The organism is Nonomuraea sp. NPDC050153 (assembly GCF_044460125.1).
Taxonomy (GTDB): domain Bacteria; phylum Actinomycetota; class Actinomycetes; order Streptosporangiales; family Streptosporangiaceae; genus Nonomuraea.
On the sequence record NZ_JBITJQ010000001.1, the window covers coordinates 338,653 to 354,662 of the forward strand.

General features: G+C 72.1%; 14 protein-coding genes. 6 read left to right on the forward strand and 8 right to left on the reverse strand.

Features of this window, described 5'->3' with window-relative positions; translation table 11 throughout:
• Window positions 1-24 precede the first annotated feature (24 nt).
• Both ACIBQ1_RS01580 and ACIBQ1_RS01585 read left to right on the forward strand, forming a co-directional pair.
• Window positions 25-789, forward strand: a complete 765-nt coding sequence (locus ACIBQ1_RS01580; protein ID WP_397273979.1) for a glucose 1-dehydrogenase — start codon at window positions 25-27, stop codon at window positions 787-789.
• Entirely contained in the window at window positions 790-1,584 is a 795-nt protein-coding gene (locus tag ACIBQ1_RS01585) for an alpha/beta fold hydrolase (protein WP_397273980.1), read from the forward strand.
• Between the two features lie 30 nt (window positions 1,585-1,614).
• On the opposite strand, the gene ACIBQ1_RS01590 is transcribed toward ACIBQ1_RS01585, so the two are convergent.
• Complete coding sequence (locus tag ACIBQ1_RS01590) at window positions 1,615-2,214, reverse strand: DUF4126 domain-containing protein (protein ID WP_397273981.1); 600 nt, start codon at window positions 2,212-2,214, stop codon at window positions 1,615-1,617.
• A 4-nt stretch (window positions 2,215-2,218) separates the two neighbouring features.
• Window positions 2,219-3,124, reverse strand: a complete 906-nt coding sequence (locus tag ACIBQ1_RS01595; protein ID WP_397273982.1) for a phosphotransferase — start codon at window positions 3,122-3,124, stop codon at window positions 2,219-2,221.
• A gap of 70 nt (window positions 3,125-3,194) precedes the next feature.
• On the opposite strand from ACIBQ1_RS01595, the gene ACIBQ1_RS01600 reads away from it, so the two are divergent.
• The gene (locus ACIBQ1_RS01600; protein WP_397273983.1) at window positions 3,195-5,552 is read left to right on the forward strand and encodes an FAD-dependent oxidoreductase; all 2,358 of its coding nucleotides are present in this window, start codon (window positions 3,195-3,197) and stop codon (window positions 5,550-5,552) included.
• Here the strand turns inward: ACIBQ1_RS01600 and ACIBQ1_RS01605 are convergent.
• The 5 genes from ACIBQ1_RS01605 to ACIBQ1_RS01625 all read right to left on the reverse strand — a co-directional run bounded on the left by ACIBQ1_RS01605 (window position 5,530) and on the right by ACIBQ1_RS01625 (window position 10,790).
• Complete coding sequence (locus ACIBQ1_RS01605) at window positions 5,530-6,300, reverse strand: GntR family transcriptional regulator (protein ID WP_397273984.1); 771 nt, start codon at window positions 6,298-6,300, stop codon at window positions 5,530-5,532. The two genes, ACIBQ1_RS01600 and ACIBQ1_RS01605, sit on opposite strands and share 23 nt — an antisense overlap.
• 107 nt (window positions 6,301-6,407) lie before the next feature.
• Window positions 6,408-7,172 carry a carbohydrate ABC transporter permease gene (locus ACIBQ1_RS01610; protein WP_397274544.1) on the reverse strand — a complete coding sequence of 255 codons (765 nt, stop codon included), beginning with the start codon at window positions 7,170-7,172 and terminating at the stop codon, window positions 6,408-6,410.
• A 53-nt stretch (window positions 7,173-7,225) separates the two neighbouring features.
• Window positions 7,226-8,191: a carbohydrate ABC transporter permease gene (locus tag ACIBQ1_RS01615; RefSeq protein ID WP_397273985.1), complete on the reverse strand. Its 966-nt coding sequence runs from the start codon at window positions 8,189-8,191 to the stop codon at window positions 7,226-7,228.
• Window positions 8,181-9,491, reverse strand: a complete 1,311-nt coding sequence (locus tag ACIBQ1_RS01620) for an ABC transporter substrate-binding protein (RefSeq protein ID WP_397273986.1) — start codon at window positions 9,489-9,491, stop codon at window positions 8,181-8,183. Before ACIBQ1_RS01620 ends, ACIBQ1_RS01615 begins: the two co-directional genes overlap by 11 nt.
• Before the next feature lie 72 nt (window positions 9,492-9,563).
• Window positions 9,564-10,790, reverse strand: coding sequence for an ROK family protein (locus ACIBQ1_RS01625; protein ID WP_397273987.1), 1,227 nt, complete (start codon window positions 10,788-10,790; stop codon window positions 9,564-9,566).
• An 86-nt stretch (window positions 10,791-10,876) separates the two neighbouring features.
• Here ACIBQ1_RS01625 and ACIBQ1_RS01630 point away from each other — a divergent pair, with 86 nt between their 5' ends.
• From ACIBQ1_RS01630 to ACIBQ1_RS01640, 3 genes are read left to right on the forward strand one after another with little or no spacing between them, the layout of a single operon-like run.
• A complete protein-coding gene (locus tag ACIBQ1_RS01630) occupies window positions 10,877-13,018 on the forward strand; it encodes an alpha-N-acetylglucosaminidase TIM-barrel domain-containing protein (RefSeq protein WP_397273988.1) in 2,142 nt (713 codons plus the stop codon).
• A gap of 8 nt (window positions 13,019-13,026) precedes the next feature.
• Entirely contained in the window at window positions 13,027-13,929 is a 903-nt protein-coding gene (locus ACIBQ1_RS01635) for an N-acetylmuramic acid 6-phosphate etherase (RefSeq protein ID WP_397273989.1), read from the forward strand.
• On the forward strand, window positions 13,926-14,918 hold the full coding sequence (locus ACIBQ1_RS01640) for an N-acetylglucosamine kinase (protein ID WP_397273990.1): 993 nt from the start codon (window positions 13,926-13,928) through the stop codon (window positions 14,916-14,918). Before ACIBQ1_RS01635 ends, ACIBQ1_RS01640 begins: the two co-directional genes overlap by 4 nt.
• On the opposite strand, the gene ACIBQ1_RS01645 is transcribed toward ACIBQ1_RS01640, so the two are convergent.
• Window positions 14,863-15,993 carry an NAD(P)H-dependent flavin oxidoreductase gene (locus tag ACIBQ1_RS01645; RefSeq protein ID WP_397273991.1) on the reverse strand — a complete coding sequence of 377 codons (1,131 nt, stop codon included), beginning with the start codon at window positions 15,991-15,993 and terminating at the stop codon, window positions 14,863-14,865. The genes ACIBQ1_RS01640 and ACIBQ1_RS01645 overlap by 56 nt on opposite strands.
• Window positions 15,994-16,010: the final 17 nt, after the last annotated feature.

Genomic DNA, 16,010 nt, shown 5'->3' on the forward strand with positions numbered 1-16,010 from the left:
GCGGCGGGAAGGGGGCGGGACGACGTGCTCGACGGCAAGGTTGTGATCATCACCGGCGGCGCTCGCGGGATGGGTGCGGCCACCGCGCGGCGCTGCGTGGCGGCCGGGGCCCGGGTCGTGATCACCGATGTGCTGGTGGAGGAGGGTACGGCCACCGCCAAGGAGCTGGGTGTCCGATTCATCCCCCACGATGTGACAAGTCAGGACCAGTGGGCCGAAGTGGTCGCCGGCACCCTGGAGGCGTGCGGCAGGCTCGACGGGCTGGTGAACAACGCGGGCATCGCCCTTGCCGAGCCCATCGAGCAGCAGTCGCTTGAAGCCTTCGAGCGCGTGCTCCAGGTCAACCTGACCGGCGTCTTCCTGGGCCTCAAATCGGTGGTCAAGGCCATGCGCGAGTCCGGCGGCGGCGCCATCGTGAACCTGTCCTCCGTCGCGGGCCTCACCGCCCTCCCCGGCACGGGCGGTTACGGGGCGTCCAAGTGGGGCGTGCGCGGGCTGACCAAGATCGCCGCGTTGGAGTTCGGCAAGGACCGCATCCGGGTCAACTCCGTACATCCGGGAATGATCGTCACCCCGATGACGCAGCCGCTCGGGGCCGTGTCCGGGGAGGGGACCTTCGCGCTGGCCGCCGCCGGGCGCTGGGGCGAGCCGGAGGAGGTGGCGGAGGCCATCGCGTTCCTGCTGTCCGACGCGGCCTCGTACGTGACGGGCGCGGAGCTGGCCGTGGACGGCGGGTGGACGGCCGGTGAGGGCGCGCTGCTGGCCCGGTTGGAAGGTGGCGGTCGGTAGATGCCGTACGCGGATGTGGGCGGAAATATCAGGCTCTTCTACACGGAGGACGGGGATGGGCCGCCGCTGCTGCTCGTCCACGGGTGGGGCACCGACTCCCACCAGTGGTCCTGGCACATCGACGCGCTGGCGGCCACCCACCGGGTGATCGCCGTGGACCTGCGCGGCCACGGCTACTCGTCCGTCCCCGAGAGCGGCAACACGCCGCGCGAGATGGCCGACGACCTGCGTGTCCTGCTCGAAAGCCGGGGCATCCCGCGCGTGGTCGCCGTCGGGCACTCGATGGGCGGCCAGGTGGTCTCCATCCTCGCCGTCGAGCACCCCGAGCTGGTACGCGGGCTCGTCGCCGTCGACCCCGGCTACGGCATGACCGACCGGCTCGCCAGGCGCTTCCCCAAGATGATCGCGGGCCTGCGCGGCGAGCACCCGCACGCCGCCGCCGAGAAGATCGACGAGTGGTGCACGAACGCCGGCACGCCGCCCGTCATCAGGCGCTGGCACAAGCGCAGGCTGTACGGCATGCCGCCGCACGTGCTGGTCCAGGCGTTCGAGGCCATGTTCACGGCCCCGGACGCGATCGGGGTGCGCCCGGCCAGCGACGACTACCTGGCCCGCCGGCGCTGCCCGGTGCTGTCGATCTGGGCGGATCCGGAACGGGCGAGCTGGGAGTCGGGCCTGCTCAAGGACCCCGCGTCCAGGGTCGTGTGCTGGGAGGGCGCCGGCCACCGGCTGCACGAGGAGCGCCCCGCCGAGTTCGTGGACCTGGTGGAGGAGTGGCTGCGGGCCCAGGAGTGATCCCGGGTCAGGTCCAGGAGCGATCCCGGGTCAGGGCTGGCCGCGTGCCGCCCTTCTGCGGGCGCGCATGCGGCGTACCCGCCTGATCAGCCACCACGCCAGCACGGCCATCGCCAGCAGCGCGACGATCACCAGCACGGGGGCGAAGACGGCGACCAGGCTCATGCCGAGCGAGCCCGCGTCCTCCGCCGTGCTCACCACCGGGGCGCCCACGCCCGCCGTCCCGGCGTTGATCACCGGCCGGGCGGTGGCCTTGACCGCGTGCACGGCCAGCGCCATCACGATGCCCAGCAGCCAGCCGGCCCACGGGTGCTCGGTCATCCAGGTGGAGTGGTCCAGCTCGGAGGCCGCCTGCGTGGCCGAGAAGACCACGCCGCCCGACGCCGGGCGCACCACGGTCTGGATGGCGTCGTTGACGCTGTCCACGGCGGGCACCTTGTCCAGGACGAACTCAGCCACCAGCAGGACGGCGATCACCGCGAGCACGCCCCAGTTGGACAGCCAGGAGTAGCCGTCGGGGAGCTTCACGGCGTCCGTGAAGTTGGCCAGGACGCCCACGACCAGGAGCGGGATGTAGGCGTTCAGCCCGGCGGCCGTGGACAGGCCGAGGCCGGTCAGTGCGGCAAGCATGCCTCTAGTCTGCCCGCGCCGCCTCGTCCATGAGGTACGCGAGGCCGGATCCGGTGAACTCTGCCACCGCCCGCTCGTACTTCTCCATGCCCCACGACCAGAAGTCGAAGTCGATGCTCTCGTTCGCGCCGTCCTGGATGGAGGCCCAGAGCGTCCAGCCGTACTTGGACATGAGGCCGAGCAGGCGGGCGCGGGCGATCTTGTGGCGGAGGCGGCGGCCGTAGTACGCGGTGACGAGCTCGTCCAGGTGGCCGAGCGGCAGGTCGGACTCGCTCCAGATGTTGCCGAGCTCGAAGCAGGGGTCGTTGTTGCCGGCGTACTCGTAGTCGATCAGCCAGAGGCGCTGCCCGTCGTCGAGGATGTTGCCCGGCAGAAGGTCGTTGTTACAAGGAACGGTGCCTTCTGCCCTTATTTCCAGACATTTCCGGATGTTGTCGACGGCGGGCATGAAATCGAGGTAGTCCGCGGGCAGCCGGTAACCCCGCTCCCGCACGATCCCCAGGTAGTGCCGCTGAACCTCGAACATGTCGAAGTCCCGTACGAACCGCGGCCCCGCGTGCAGGCGGCGGCACGCCTGCGCCAGCCGGGGCAGGTTCGCCGGGTCGCGGAGGTCGGCCTCGGTGAACGTCCGCCCCGGCAGGAAGCCCACCACCAGCACCCCCAGCTCGGGCAGGTACGCGTGCACCGGCGCCCCCACCCCGGCCGCGGCGGCGGCCAGCGTGCACGCGTGCTCGGCGTCCCTGTCGATCCCCAGCAGCGAGCTGTCGCTGGCCCACACGCGCACCACGTACGCCCCGCCCGGGGTGGTGACCTTGTAGTTGTGGTTCGTCAGCCCACCGGGCAACTCCTCCACGGAACGCGACACGCCGGACAGCAGAGGGATGCGATCGAGCACCTCGGGCACGGCCATGCTCGATGCTAGGCCGGGCGGCGCTAAACGGTCTAGACCTTTTACGGGTTCGAAGGTTAGCCTCGCCAGCATGAGCGACTCGGCCCGCATCGTGATCATCGGTGGCGGGGTGGGCGGCGCGTCCGTCGCCTACCACCTCACCCAACTCGGCGAACGCGACGTCGTCCTGCTGGAGCGGGACGAGCTCACCAGCGGCTCCACCTTCCACTCGGCGGGCCTGGTCGGCCAGCTCCGCGCCGATCCCACCCTGACCCGCATGAACCAGTACTCCGTCGAGCTCTACCGCACCCTCGACGCCGGGTGGACGGAATGCGGCGGCATCAAGCTGGCCTCCACGCCCGAGCGCATGGCGGAGATCCGCCGGCAGATCGGCTGGGCGCGGACGTTCGGGCTGCCGCTGGAGGAGATCTCGGTGGCCGAGGCCGTCGAGCTGTTCCCCCTCATGGATCCCGAGGGCGTCGTGGGCGCCGCGTACCTGCCCACGGACGGGCAGATCGACCCCTCGCAGCTCTGCTACGCCCTGGCCCGGCGGGCCCGCGAGGGCGGGGCGGTGATCCGTACCCACACCAGGGTGCTCGGTGTCAACACGGCGAACGGCCGCGTCACCGGCGTGCGCACCGACCAGGGGGACATCGACTGCGAGATCGTGGTCAACTGCGGCGGCATGTTCGCGGCCGAGATCGGCCGCATGGCCGGGGCGCGGATCCCGATCGTGCCCATGTCGCACCAGTACGTGGTGACCGAGGCCTGCCACGACCACACGGGGCTGCCCACGCTGCGCGACCCCGACCTGCTCGTCTACTACCGGCAGGAGGTGCAGGGGCTGGTCATGGGCGGGTACGAGCGCACCTGCGCGCCCTGGACGGCCGGCCCGAACTCCTTCGACGCCGTCCCCCCGGACTTCAACGGCCGCCTCCTTTCCGAAGATTGGCCGAGATTTGAGGAAATTTCGGATAATTCCCGGATTCGTGTGCCCGCGATGGCCGACGTCGGCATTCGCAAGCTGATCAACGGCCCCGAGGCGTTCACCCCCGACAACGAGTTCTGCCTGGGGGAGACGGAGGTCGGCGGGTTCTTCGTGGCGGCCGGGTTCTGCGCGCACGGCATCGCGGGCGCGGGCGGCATCGGCAAGGTGATGGCCGAGTGGATCGTCGAGGGCGAGCCCGGCATGGACCTCTGGCACATGGACATCCGCCGCTTCGGCCGCCAGTACCGCTCGCCGTCGTACACGATCAAGCGCGCCGTCGAGAACTACGAGACCTACTACGACATCCGCTACCCCGGCCACGAGCGCTCGGCTGGGCGGCCCCTGCGGCTCTCGCCCGCGTACGGCTGGCACGCGGCCCACGGCGCCGCCTTCGGCGAGAAGTCCGGCTGGGAGCGGGTCAACTACTACGCCTCGAACGAGACCGGGGAAGGGGAGCGCCCCGACGGGTGGGCCGGGCGGCTCTGGTCGCCCGCGATCGGCGTCGAGCACCGGGCCACGCGCACCACGGCGGGCCTGTTCGACGAGAGCTCGTTCGCGAAGATCGAGGTCTCCGGCCCGGACGCGGCGGACCTGCTGGAATGGGTGTGCGACAACCGGGTCGCCCGCGAGGTCGGCGCCGTCACCTACACCCAGGCGCTCAACCGGCGCGGCGGCATCGAGTGCGACTTCACCGTCACCAGGCGGGGCGAGCAGGAGTTCCTGATCGTCACCGGCACCGCGTTCGGCTCCCATGACCTGGGCTGGCTGCGCAAGCAGGCCGCGCGCACCGGCGCGACGGCCAGGATCGCCGACGTGACCGGCCAGTACGCGTGCTTCGCCCTGTGGGGCCCGCGCGCCCCTGAGGTCATCGCCGGGCTCACGCCGGACCCGATGGACTTCCCGTTCATGTCCTCGCGGGAGATCACCGTGGGGGACGTGCCGGTGCTGGCGCTGCGGGTCACGTTCGTGGGGGAGGCGGGCTGGGAGCTGTACTGCTCCACCGAGTACGGGCTGGGGCTGTGGCAGGAGCTGTGGCGGGCGGGGGAGCCGTACGGGCTGGTGGCCGGCGGCTACCGGGCCATCGACAGCCTGCGCCTGGAGAAGGGCTACCGGGTGTGGGGCGCCGACATCGGGCCCGAGACGACGCCGTACGAGGCGGGGCTGGCGTTCTGCGTCAAGACCGACAAGGACTTCCTCGGCAAGGACGCCCTGGACCCGGCGCCCGAGCGGCGGCTGCGGTGCGTGACGCTGCGCGACCCGAGGGCCGTCGCGCTCGGCAACGAGCCCGTACGGCTGGACGGGCAGGTCGTGGCCCGGGTCACCTCCGGCGGGTACGGCTACACCGCCAAGGAGTCGATCGCCTACGCCTACCTGCCGGTCGGACCGGGCGCCCAGGTCGAGATCGAGGTCGAGGGCGCCTGGGTGCCGGGCGTCGTGGTCAAGAGCCCCTTGATTCCGTGACCGGTTCCGTGACGCCGCTGCGTACCGAGATCCGGACCCGGTCGGGGCGGAACAGGTCCCGGGCGAACTCCACCGGCACGCCGTCGCCCGCGCAGGCGGTGCGCTCGATGAGCATGAGCGGCGCGCCGGAGGCGATGCCCAGCTCGGCGGCCTCCGCCGGGCGGGCGATCACCGGGGCGAGGTGCTCGACCGCCGTGCGCGGCTCCAGGTCGTAGCGGGCGGCCAGCAGGGTGTAGAGGGAGCCGGTGAGATCCTGGTCGAGGAAGCCGGGCAGGGGCGGGAACCAGGAGCGCTCCAGCGCCACCGGCGAGAGCCCGGCCGAGCGGACCCTGGCCACCTCGTGCACCGGCGAGCCCTCCGCCACCCGCAGCGCCGCGGCCGCCGCCCGGGGCGCGGGCACGGTCGCCGCCGTCAGGATCCGGGCCTCGGCCCGCAGGTGGGCCCGCCGCATCTGCTCGGTGAACCCGGCCAGTCCGGTCAGGTCGCACTCGATGCGCGGCTCGGCCACGAACGCGCCGCCCGACCTGCCGGGCACCCTGATCAGCACGCCGTCGCGCTCCAGCGTGGCCAGCGCCTGCCTGAGGGTCATCCTGCTCACGCCCAGGCGCCCGGCCAGCTCCCGCTCGCCGGGCAGCCGGTCGCCCGGCTCCATCTCGCCGCTGGAGATCGACTCGAGCAGCCACCGCTCGATCTGCACGTGCGCGGGGACTCCCGTGCCACGCTCCAGCTCCGGCGGTGTCCCGACCACACGCGCATCTTGACATGGGTTTCGGCGTGAATGCCAAATACGCGCCGCTTGCGCGAGACCACCCCGGCGACCGTGGCCGGGGTCCTCTGGGGGCGGCCGAGGGCGGGTCAGCCCTTGATGGCGCCCTGGGTGATGCCGTTCACGAAGCTGCGCTGGAAGACGAGGTACACCACGACGATCGGGGCGATGACGATCAAGCAGGCCGCCGCCAGCAAGGGGATGTCCGTCGTGAACTGGCCGACGAAGAGCCCCAGCCCGCTCGGCGCGGTGCGCCGGTCCGGGTCCTGCATCATGACCAGCACCAGCATGAACTGGTTCCACGACCACATGAAGTAGAGAACGGACAGCGTGGTGACCGCGGGCCACGAGATGGGCAGCAGCACCCGCGCCAGCACCACGAGATCGCGGGCGCCGTCGATGCGTGCCGCCTCGACGAGCTCCTCCGGCACGTTCGAGAAGTGCGTCTGCATCCAGTACACCCCGAACGGCATGAACAGCGCCGCCTCGGCCAGGATGACGCCGACGTAGGAGTTGGTGAGGCCGACCTCGCGCAGGTTGAAGTAGAGCGCCACCACGATGACCTCGATCGGCAGCGTGAGCCCCATCACGAACCCGAACGACAACGTCCGGTGCCCCCACACCTTGAGGATCGCCAGCCCGTACCCGGCGAGCGTGGCCATCGCCACCGCGAGCGGCACCACGAAGACCGCGATCAACACGCTCGAACGCATGAGGTTGGTGAAGTTGCCCCGCTCCCAGGCGAGCGCGAAGGTCTCCCACGACCACCTGTCCGGGATGCTCAGCCCGTCGAGCTGCGCGCCCGAGGGGTGCAGGGCGGCGAGGACGATGCCGGCGAAGGGCACCAGCACCATCACCGCCAGCAGGACGAGCACTCCGTACCGGACACTGACACCGCCGAGCGTTCTCAACTCTGATCATCCCTGGTGAAGTATCGGACGGCGCTGACGACGGCGACCACGATCACGGTCAGCACGACCGCGAGCGCGCTGGCGCCGCCGATGTCGCCCTCGTTGAAGGCCAGCCGGTAGACGAGCAGGCCGGGCACGTTGGTCTGCCCCGCCGGGCCGCCGTTCGTGGTGACGAAGACGAGGTCGAAGCTGGCCAGCGCGGCGATCGTGGTGATGACGCCGGCGACCGTGATCTCCCTGCGCACCCCGGGCACGGTGACGTGCCGGAACTGCCGGAGCGCCCCCGCGCCGTCGAGCCTGGCCGCCTCGTACAGGGACGGGTCGATCTTCTGCGCGCCGGCCAGGAAGAGCATCATGCACAACCCGCTCATCACCCATGTACCGATGAGGCCGAGCGCGATCAGCGCCAGGTCGTAGTCGCCCAGCCAGGCGCGGGTGATCGACCCCAGCCCCACCAGATCGAGGAACTGGTTGACCACGCCGGACTCGCCGTAGAGCCAGCGCCAGGTGATGCCGACGGCGACGAGCGGCAGCACCTGGGGGAGGAAGAAGATGATCCGGAAGAAGGTCATGCCCCGGCGCACCTTGCCCATCAGGAGCGCCGTCATGAGCAGCCCGACACCGATGGGGACGACCGAGAAGAAGACGATCAGCGCGAGGCTGTGCGGGATGGCCTCGTACAGCGCTGAATCACGAAAAATCTTGATGTAGTTGGAGAAGCCGGCCCAGGTCGGCGGCAGGATGCCGTCCCAGGTCAGGAGCGACAGGCGGAGCGTGTTCAGGGCCGGCCAGATGGCGAAGCCCAGGTACACCGCGAGCGCGGGCAGCACGTACAGCCAGCCGCGCGCCCGTCGCCCCCGCGGGCGTGGAGGGCGGGCGTCCCCGGCGGCCACCCGCCCCCCGCCGCGGACCGGAGCGGCCCGCGGCGGGGAGACGGCGGCCGGGCTCAGCTCACGAGCCATGATGGGCGTCCCACGACTCCTGCAGGGACTTCAGGAAGGCGTCGGGGGTCATCTTGCTGTTGATCAGGCCCTGGATGCCGGGAGTCAGCTTGTCGATCATGCCGGGGGAGGCGAAGTCGGGGAACGGGACGATCCCGTTGCCCTGCGCCACCGGCGCGAAGACGCCCGCGATGTCGCCGCGCAGCCCCGTGGCGCCCAGCTCGGCCTTGGTGTCGACCGGCATGAACCCGCCGTCGAACTCGACCTTCGCCGCCTCCGGTGAGCCGAGGTAGTCGAGGAAGGCCGCGGCGACGTTCGGGTTCTTCGACTTCGACGAGATGGCGTACGCGACACTGGCGCCCGAGGCGACCTTCGCGGGCTCGCCCGACGGCGTGGGCATGAGGAAGAAGCCCACGTCGTCCTTCATCTCGGTCTCCAGGGTGGAGGCCGCCCAGTTGCCGGTGATCAGGAACGCGCTGTCGCCCTTGGCGAAGCTCGCCAGCGCGTCGGCGTCGGCCGTGGCGCTCGCCCCGGCGGAGATGTATCCCTTCTTCGCCCAGTCGGCCAGCGTCTGAGTGGCCTTCGACGCGGCCGGGTTCTCGATCGTCGCGCCCGGTTTGCCGTACACCCACGACCGGTAGTCGTTGACGTCGCCGGTCACGTTGAGCAGCGCGTTCCACAGGTGGAACCCGCCGACCTGGAGCGCGCCGTTGCTCAGCGGGGTCTGGCCGGCGTCCTTGGCCTTCTGCATCGCGGCCTCGAAGTCGGTCAGCGTCTTGGGCGCCTCTTTCACGATCTTCTTGTTGTAGAAGACGCCGAGCACCGAGAGCCCGCCGGGCACGGCGTACAGGCTGCCGGTCCCGAACTGCTTGGCCGACTTGTCGGAGCTGAGGACCTCGAGGCTGGCCGGCGGGAACTTGGTGGTCCAGCCGTACGCCTTGGACCACGGGCTCAGGTCGAGGATGAGACCGGCCGGGACCAGGGAGTTCATCGCGCCCGGGTTGTACTGGGCGATGTCCGGCGCCGAGTCGGACGACATCGCCAGTTTGATGGACTTGATGTAGTCGTTGAACGGCGTCATCTGGGGCTTGACGGTGACGTTGGGGTGCTTCTTGGTGAAGCCGTCGATGAGCGCCTTGGTGGGAGGGTCGTTGGTGTAGGCCAGGGTCAGCGTCACCGGGTCGTTCGCGATGGTGGTCGATGCGGTGACCTTGGTCGCCGTACTTCCCCCCGAGCTGCCGGCGCCCGCGCAGGCCGTCAGCGTGAACGCCGTCGTGACGCTGAGCGCCGCGACCGCCGCACGCCGGGCTGGTCTCGTCATGCGTGTGACCTTTCTCCTCAATCGGGTGGGTGGCGTCGTGTCTTCAACGGCCCTCATGGCGACCGGTTCTCATCAGGCGGAGGCTGGTCTCACCAGGCCGAATCCGGTCCGTTCGATCTCGTCCAGCGAGTGGAGCAGCGCCCCGTGGACGACGGCGTCCTCCTGGAGCGTCGAGACCTCCAGTGCCGGCTGGTCCAACGGCTCGCCGGAAAGATGCCGCCGCAGCGCCGCGAGCAGCGGCTCGCCGCATCTGGCCAGGGGCCCGCCGATGACGACGAGCCGCGGGTTGAGGATCGCCCGGATCACGGTGATCCCCTTGGCGAAGCGGCGGGCCGCCACGTCGATCGCCTCCAGCGCCGCCGGCTCGCCCTCGACGAAGGCGTCCAGCACGGCCTCGAGCGCGTGCTCTCCCGCCGCCTCGATCCGGGCCAGGAACGCGCCGTCGGCGGCGCGTGCGGCCTGGCGGACGATCTCCGCGCCGCCGACCCGGTCCTCGAACGGGCCCAGGCCCCGCGGATGGCGGGGCGTCGAGGGGCCGTCGGTGAACAGGTCGAGGAAGCCGACGTCGCCGGCGTCATTGGAGGCGCCGCGGTAGAGCTCGCCGTTCAGCACGATGCCGGCGCCGACCCGCTCGCCCCAGTGGATCATCACCAGCGAGTCCTCGCGCCGCTCCGCGTCCCGCCACCGCTCGCCCTGAGTGGCCAGCTTGACGTCGTTGTCCAGGTAGACGGGGCAGCCGAGCGCCTCCGTCAGCCGGCGCACGAGGAGGTCGCCGGCCAGGCCGGGCATGCTCGGGATGAGCTTGATGACCCCGGCCGCCGGGTCGACGATGCCGGGGGTGCCCACCGAGGCGAACCAGAGGTCGCCGGTCGTCAGGCCCGTCGCGTGCAGCGCCCGCTCCACCGTGGACAGGAGCGTCTCCACCACCTGGTCACCGCCGGAACCGGCGCCGATCTGCTCCGCGCCGGAGGCCGTGACGGTGCCGGCCAGGTCCGCCAGCGCCACGCGCACGTCCTGCGGGCTGATCGACAGGCCCAGCACGTGGCCGGCCTCCGCCCGGAATCGTACGAGCTGCGCCGGCCGCCCCGCCCGGGTCGAGTCGCGATCAAGAGGACCGAACTCGACGAGCCCTTCGGCGACCAGCGCGTTGAGCGAGCGGGTGACCGCCTGGCGGGAGAGCCCCACGGCCTTTGCCAGCGCGGACACGCTCATGCTGGTCTCGGCCCGCAGCTTCCGGAGGACGGCGGCGGCGTTGACCTCGCGCATGAACTGTGTTCCGGCGGCGACGACCTGCTCCATGCTCTCTCCCTGCGATCGGTTGCCGGTACGCTAGCATATTAATTATGGACCGTACGGAACTAATTAGTCGAGGGGTGTGAGCTGCAGTGTTCTCCGGTGAGGGCCCGCCCTGGGCGGACACTGTCCGCGGCCTGGCCCGCCGCGTGCTGGGTCCCGTGGCGGAGTCGGTACGGTTCGCCGGCCGCGACGGCGACGGGCGCGAGTACGCCTACGAGGCGGCGGGCGGCGTGCTCGCCATCGCCGCGACGGACGGGGTGAGCGCCTCGGTCGCGCTCCATCACTATCTCCGGGAACGCTGCGGCACGTCCGTGGGCTGGGACACGGTGCTCCCCCTGGGGCTGACGTCCCTGCCCGACGCCCCTCCTCGACAGGGCGCGGCACGGGTCCGGGAGGGCTACTACTTCAACTTCTGCACCTTCAGCTACACGATGCCCTACTGGGACTGGGCCGACTGGGAACGCGAGATCGACTGGATGGCCCTGCACGGCATCACCATGCCGCTGGCCGTCACCGGTCACGAGGCCGCGCTGCACGCCGCCTACTCCCTGCTCGGTCTCGACGACCGGCAGATACGGAGCTTCCTGGGCGGACCGGGCTATCTGCCGTTCCAGTTCATGGGCTGCCTGGACAACTTCGCCGGCCCGCTCTCCTCGTCCTGGATCACGAGCCATCGCGAGCTCGGCGCGCGCATCCTCGACCGCGAGCGCGCCTTCGGCATGACGCCCGTGCTCCCGGCCTTCACGGGACACGTCCCGCCCGAGCTCGCGTCGACGGCGCGGGCCGGCCGCCGCCTCTGGCAGGGGTTCGAGACCTGGGTCCTCGACCCGGCCGACCCGCTGTACGAGCGGATCGGCGCCGAGATCGCCCGTGCGCAGATCAAGCTCTTCGGCACCGATCACCTGTACGCCGCCGACCCGTTCATCGAGATGATCCCCATCGACGCCGACCCGGCCTTCCCCGGGGCCGTGGCGGCGGCGACGCTGGCCGGCCTCCAGGCCGCCGACCCCGACGCGGTCTGGCTCATGCAGGCCTGGCCGTTCTCCTACCAGCGGGACTTCTGGACCGAGGACCGCGTCAACGCCTTCCTCGACGCGATCCCGGACGGCCGGATGCTCGTCGCGGACCTGTGGGCGGAGCACGACCCGCTGTGGGGCCGCTTCCAGGAGTTCTCCGGAAAGCCGTGGCTCTGGTGCGCGCTGCTGAACTTCGGCGGACGCACCGATCCGGGCGCCGACCTGCGCGGAGTGCCTGCCGGGATCGACGCGGCCCTGGCGGCGCCGAGCCCGCCCGCCGGCCTCGGCCTGTCCATGGAGGCCACCCGCAACAACCCGGTCTTCTTCGAGCTCGTCGCCGACCAGATCTGGAACGCGGTCCCCGACCTCGACGCCTGGCTCGACGCTTTCGTGACCAGGCGCTACGGCGCCGGGGGCCGGTGGACGGCCGAGCTGCGGGCGGCCTGGCGCGGGCTCCTCGACACCGTCTACGACACCCGGGGCCTGCCGATCCTCCCCCAGGCGTTCGAAGGCGTCATCACCGCGGCGCCCTCGTACGAGCGCGGCCCGGCCGAGCTCCGCGCCGCCGTCTCCGGTGTCCTGTGGTACCGGCCGGAAGTCCTCGCCTCGGCCTGGGAGCGGATGATCGAGGTGGCCGAGCGCGACCCCGGCCTGGCCGCGGGACCGCTCGGGCACGACCTCGTGGAGACCGGCATCGCGTACATGGCCAGGGTCGCCGACCGCCTCTGCCTCGACGTCCTGGACTCGGCGGGCAGCCCGGCGCGGGTCGACCGCTTCCTCCGGGTCTTCGAGGACCTCGACCGGATGCTGGCCTGCCGCCCCGAGTACACCTTCCAGCACTGGGAGGCCAAGGCCCTGTCGTGGGCCGGCGGCCCGGACGACCGCGCGGTCCTGCGGGACAACGCCCGCCGCATCATCACGGTGTGGGGCACCTCGGACAGCCCGCTGCTCGACGACTACGCCGGCCGGCACTGGAGCGGGCTCGTCGGCGGCTACTACCGAGATCGCTGGGCGCTGTGGGCGGGCGGGCTCGACCGCGCGCTCGTCGCGCCGGGCGACTCCGAAGCGGAGCTGCGGGAACGGCTCCGCGAACGCGCCGAGCTCTTCCTGCGGGAAGGCCCGGAGCCGGCGGCGCGGGACCGGGGCGACCTCGCCACGGAGTCACGCCGGCTGTTCGGCGCCTACGCGGGCGCCTTCGAACGGGACGATCGATGAGGAGAACGATGCCCCAGGTGGCACCACCGACCGAAAGCCGCAACCCGCGCACCGCCGACATCGACACGCTGGAGTCGGGAGACGTCCTGCGGCTCCTGCTGGACGAGGACGCCGGGGCGGTCGAGGCCGCCCGCGCCGCGGCCGGTCCGCTCGCCCGCGCGGTGGACGAGGCGCACCTCCGGCTGCCCCGAGGGGGAGGCGTGCACTACTTCGGCGCCGGAGCGTCGGGGCGGCTGGCGGTGCTGGACGCCACCGAGATCACGCCGACGTTCGGGGTGGCGGGCGGCCTCTTCACCGCGCACTTCGCGGGCGGGGCCGCCGCGCTCACGGACTCGTCCATCGACCAGGAGGACGCCGAGGAGCTCGGAGCCGCCGACGCGCGGGCCCTCGACGAGCGCGACGTGGCGGTCGGCATCACGGCATCAGGGTCCACCCCGTACGTGGCCGGGGCGCTGCGCGCGGCCGGGGCGGCGGGCGCGCTCACCGTGCTGATCACCTGCAACCCGTCCGCGCCGCTGCGTGACCTGGCCGAGATTCTCGTCGTCGCGGACACCGGGCCCGAGGCGCTGACCGGCTCCACCCGGCTCAAGGCGGGCACAGCGACCAAGGTGCTGCTGAACGCGTTCTCGACGGCGCTCATGATCAAGGCGGGGCGTACGTACTCCAACCTCATGGTCGGGCTGGTCGCCACCAACGCCAAGCTGGAGCAGCGGGCAGTGAACCTGCTCATGGAGGCGACCGGGGAGGAGGCCGCGGCCTGCGGCACCGCGCTGGCGCAGGCGGACGGGCGGATCCCGGAGGCGCTCGTACGGCTGCTCACGGGCTGCACACCCGGTCAGGCGCGGGACGCGCTCGCCGCGCATCCGGGTGTCCGCGCGGCCGTCGCCGCGCTGGGCGGGCACGCCGGATGAGCGGCTTCGCGGGCGTGGACGTCGGCGGCGGAGGCATCAGGATACGGATCGAGAGCGGAGGGGAGATCACGCGCGGCGAGGACTCGGCACCCGTGCCCCGCGCCGAGGGGCGGGTGGACCTCGACCGGCTCGCCACCCGGATCGTGACGGTCATCGGGAACGCGGCGCGCGTCCCCGATCGGCTGGACGGGATGGCCGTCGGCGTGACCGGGCTGCCGGGGCTGGTCAGGGAGCCGGAGGCGCTGTGGCGGGCGTTGGGGGAGCGGTTCGGGCTCCAGACGCTGGCGGTCGCGGGGGACATGGTGACCACGCACGTCGGCGCGCTCGGATTCCGGCCCGGAGTGGTGGTCGCCGCCGGGACCGGCGTCATCACGCTCGGCACCGACCTCGACCGCGTCTGGAACCAGTCCGACGGATGGGGCCACCTGCTCGGCGACCACGGCGGCGGCGCCTGGATCGGCACGCAGGGCCTCCAGGCCGCCCTGCGCGCCCACGACGGCCGGGCCGGCGGCTCGCCCGCCCTGCTCGAACACCTGACGGCCCGCTTCGGCCACCCCCTGGACCTGGTGGCGCTCGTCTACGAGTCGGGCTCGCCGGCGCACCACCTGGCGTCGTTCGCGCCGTCCGTGGCCGCTGCGGCCCGCGCCGGAGACCCGGTCGCCCGCGGGATCTGGACCGAGGCCGGGCGGCAGCTCGGCCAGACCGCCGTCGCCGCCGCGGCGGGGCTCGACCCGGTCTTCTCCTGGGGCGGCCGCCTCTTCGACGCCGCGGACCTGCTGATGGAGCCGTTCCAGGGCGCCGTACGCGCCCTGCTGCCGGAAGCCCGCTTCGCGCCGCCCCTGGGGACCTCGGCCGACGGGGCGCTCGCGCTGGCCAGGGCCATGGCGGACGGCGAGGTCCGGCCGCGGCACCCGTACCTGTACGTCTACGCGGCTAGTCGGGGTCGGACAGGCGCCCCAGCCGCTCCACCGCCTCCCCGAACTCGCTGATCATGTCGTAGACCACCTCGCGGGCCGGTCTCACCTGGTCGAGCTGGCCCACGACCTGCCCGACGAAGTAGTTGACCAGCTCCACCGCCCCCGGCTCGCCCTTCTCCGCCGCCGCCCCGATGCGGGCCATCGCGCCCTCGGCCACCAGCAGCTGCAGCGGCATCCCGAGCGGCCCGGGGCTTTCCTGGCCGGAGTCCCACTCCTCCGTCCAGGCCGACTTGAGCTGGCGGGCCGGCTTGCCCGTACGGGACCTGGACCTGACCGTGTCCAGCGACGAGGCGGCCAGGAACTTGCGCTTGACCGCGGGCGACGTCTCGGCCTCCTCCGTGGTCAGCCAGACCGAGCCGCACCAGACGCCCTCCGCCCCGAGCGCCATGGCCGCCGCCATCTGCCGCCCCGACGCGATCCCGCCCGCCGCCAGCACGGGGACCGGGGCGACCGCGTCCACGACCTGCGGCACCAGCACCATCGTGGAGATCTCGCCGGTGTGCCCGCCCGCCTCGGTGCCCTGCGCCACGATGAGGTCCGCGCCCGCCGCCACCTGCCTGCGGGCGTGCTCGACCGTGCCGACCAGCGCGGCCACCGGCACCCCCGCCTCCCTGGCCCGGGCGACCATCTCGGGCGGAGGCGGCCCCAGGGCGCTGGCGATCAGCCCGATCGGGTGCTTGAGCGCCACGTCGATCAGCCCCGTCGCCCCGGTCGCCGTCACCCGCCTGCCGAACTCGTCCGCCGCCGCCGTCAGCGGCTGCACGGGGGCGCTCACGCCGTACTTGGACAGCAGGTGGGTGACGAAGTCGCGGTGCCGGTCGGGGACGAAGTCCATGAGGTGCGCCTGCCGGTCGAGCGCGGAGGCGTCGACCTTGCCGGGCACGAGCACGTCCACCCCGTACGGCCGGCCGCCCACCTGCCCGTCGATCCAGGTCAGCTCGGTGTCGAGCTGCTCGGGCGAGTACGCGATCGCGCCCAGGACCCCGAAGCCGCCCGCGTTCGTGACGGCGGCCACGACGTCGCGGCAGTGGCTGAAGGCGAACAACGGGAACTCGATGCCCAGGCGCTCACAGATGGGGGTCCGCATGGTCTGACGCTAACCGG

Excerpts from the sequence above, each read along its gene's own strand:
- ACIBQ1_RS01615 (WP_397273985.1), bottom strand. The coding sequence starts at position 8,191 with ATGGCTCGTGAGCTGAGCCCGGCCGCCGTCTCCCCGCCGCGGGCCGCT.
- ACIBQ1_RS01585 (WP_397273980.1), top strand. The coding sequence starts at position 790 with ATGCCGTACGCGGATGTGGGCGGAAATATCAGGCTCTTCTACACGGAG.
- ACIBQ1_RS01620 (WP_397273986.1), bottom strand. The coding sequence starts at position 9,491 with ATGACGAGACCAGCCCGGCGTGCGGCGGTCGCGGCGCTCAGCGTCACG.
- ACIBQ1_RS01640 (WP_397273990.1), top strand. The coding sequence starts at position 13,926 with ATGAGCGGCTTCGCGGGCGTGGACGTCGGCGGCGGAGGCATCAGGATA.
- ACIBQ1_RS01645 (WP_397273991.1), bottom strand. The coding sequence starts at position 15,993 with ATGCGGACCCCCATCTGTGAGCGCCTGGGCATCGAGTTCCCGTTGTTC.
- ACIBQ1_RS01600 (WP_397273983.1), top strand. The coding sequence starts at position 3,195 with ATGAGCGACTCGGCCCGCATCGTGATCATCGGTGGCGGGGTGGGCGGC.
- ACIBQ1_RS01595 (WP_397273982.1), bottom strand. The coding sequence starts at position 3,124 with ATGGCCGTGCCCGAGGTGCTCGATCGCATCCCTCTGCTGTCCGGCGTG.
- ACIBQ1_RS01590 (WP_397273981.1), bottom strand. The coding sequence starts at position 2,214 with ATGCTTGCCGCACTGACCGGCCTCGGCCTGTCCACGGCCGCCGGGCTG.
- ACIBQ1_RS01635 (WP_397273989.1), top strand. The coding sequence starts at position 13,027 with ATGCCCCAGGTGGCACCACCGACCGAAAGCCGCAACCCGCGCACCGCC.
- ACIBQ1_RS01625 (WP_397273987.1), bottom strand. The coding sequence starts at position 10,790 with ATGGAGCAGGTCGTCGCCGCCGGAACACAGTTCATGCGCGAGGTCAAC.
- ACIBQ1_RS01610 (WP_397274544.1), bottom strand. The coding sequence starts at position 7,172 with ATGGTGCTGGTGCCCTTCGCCGGCATCGTCCTCGCCGCCCTGCACCCC.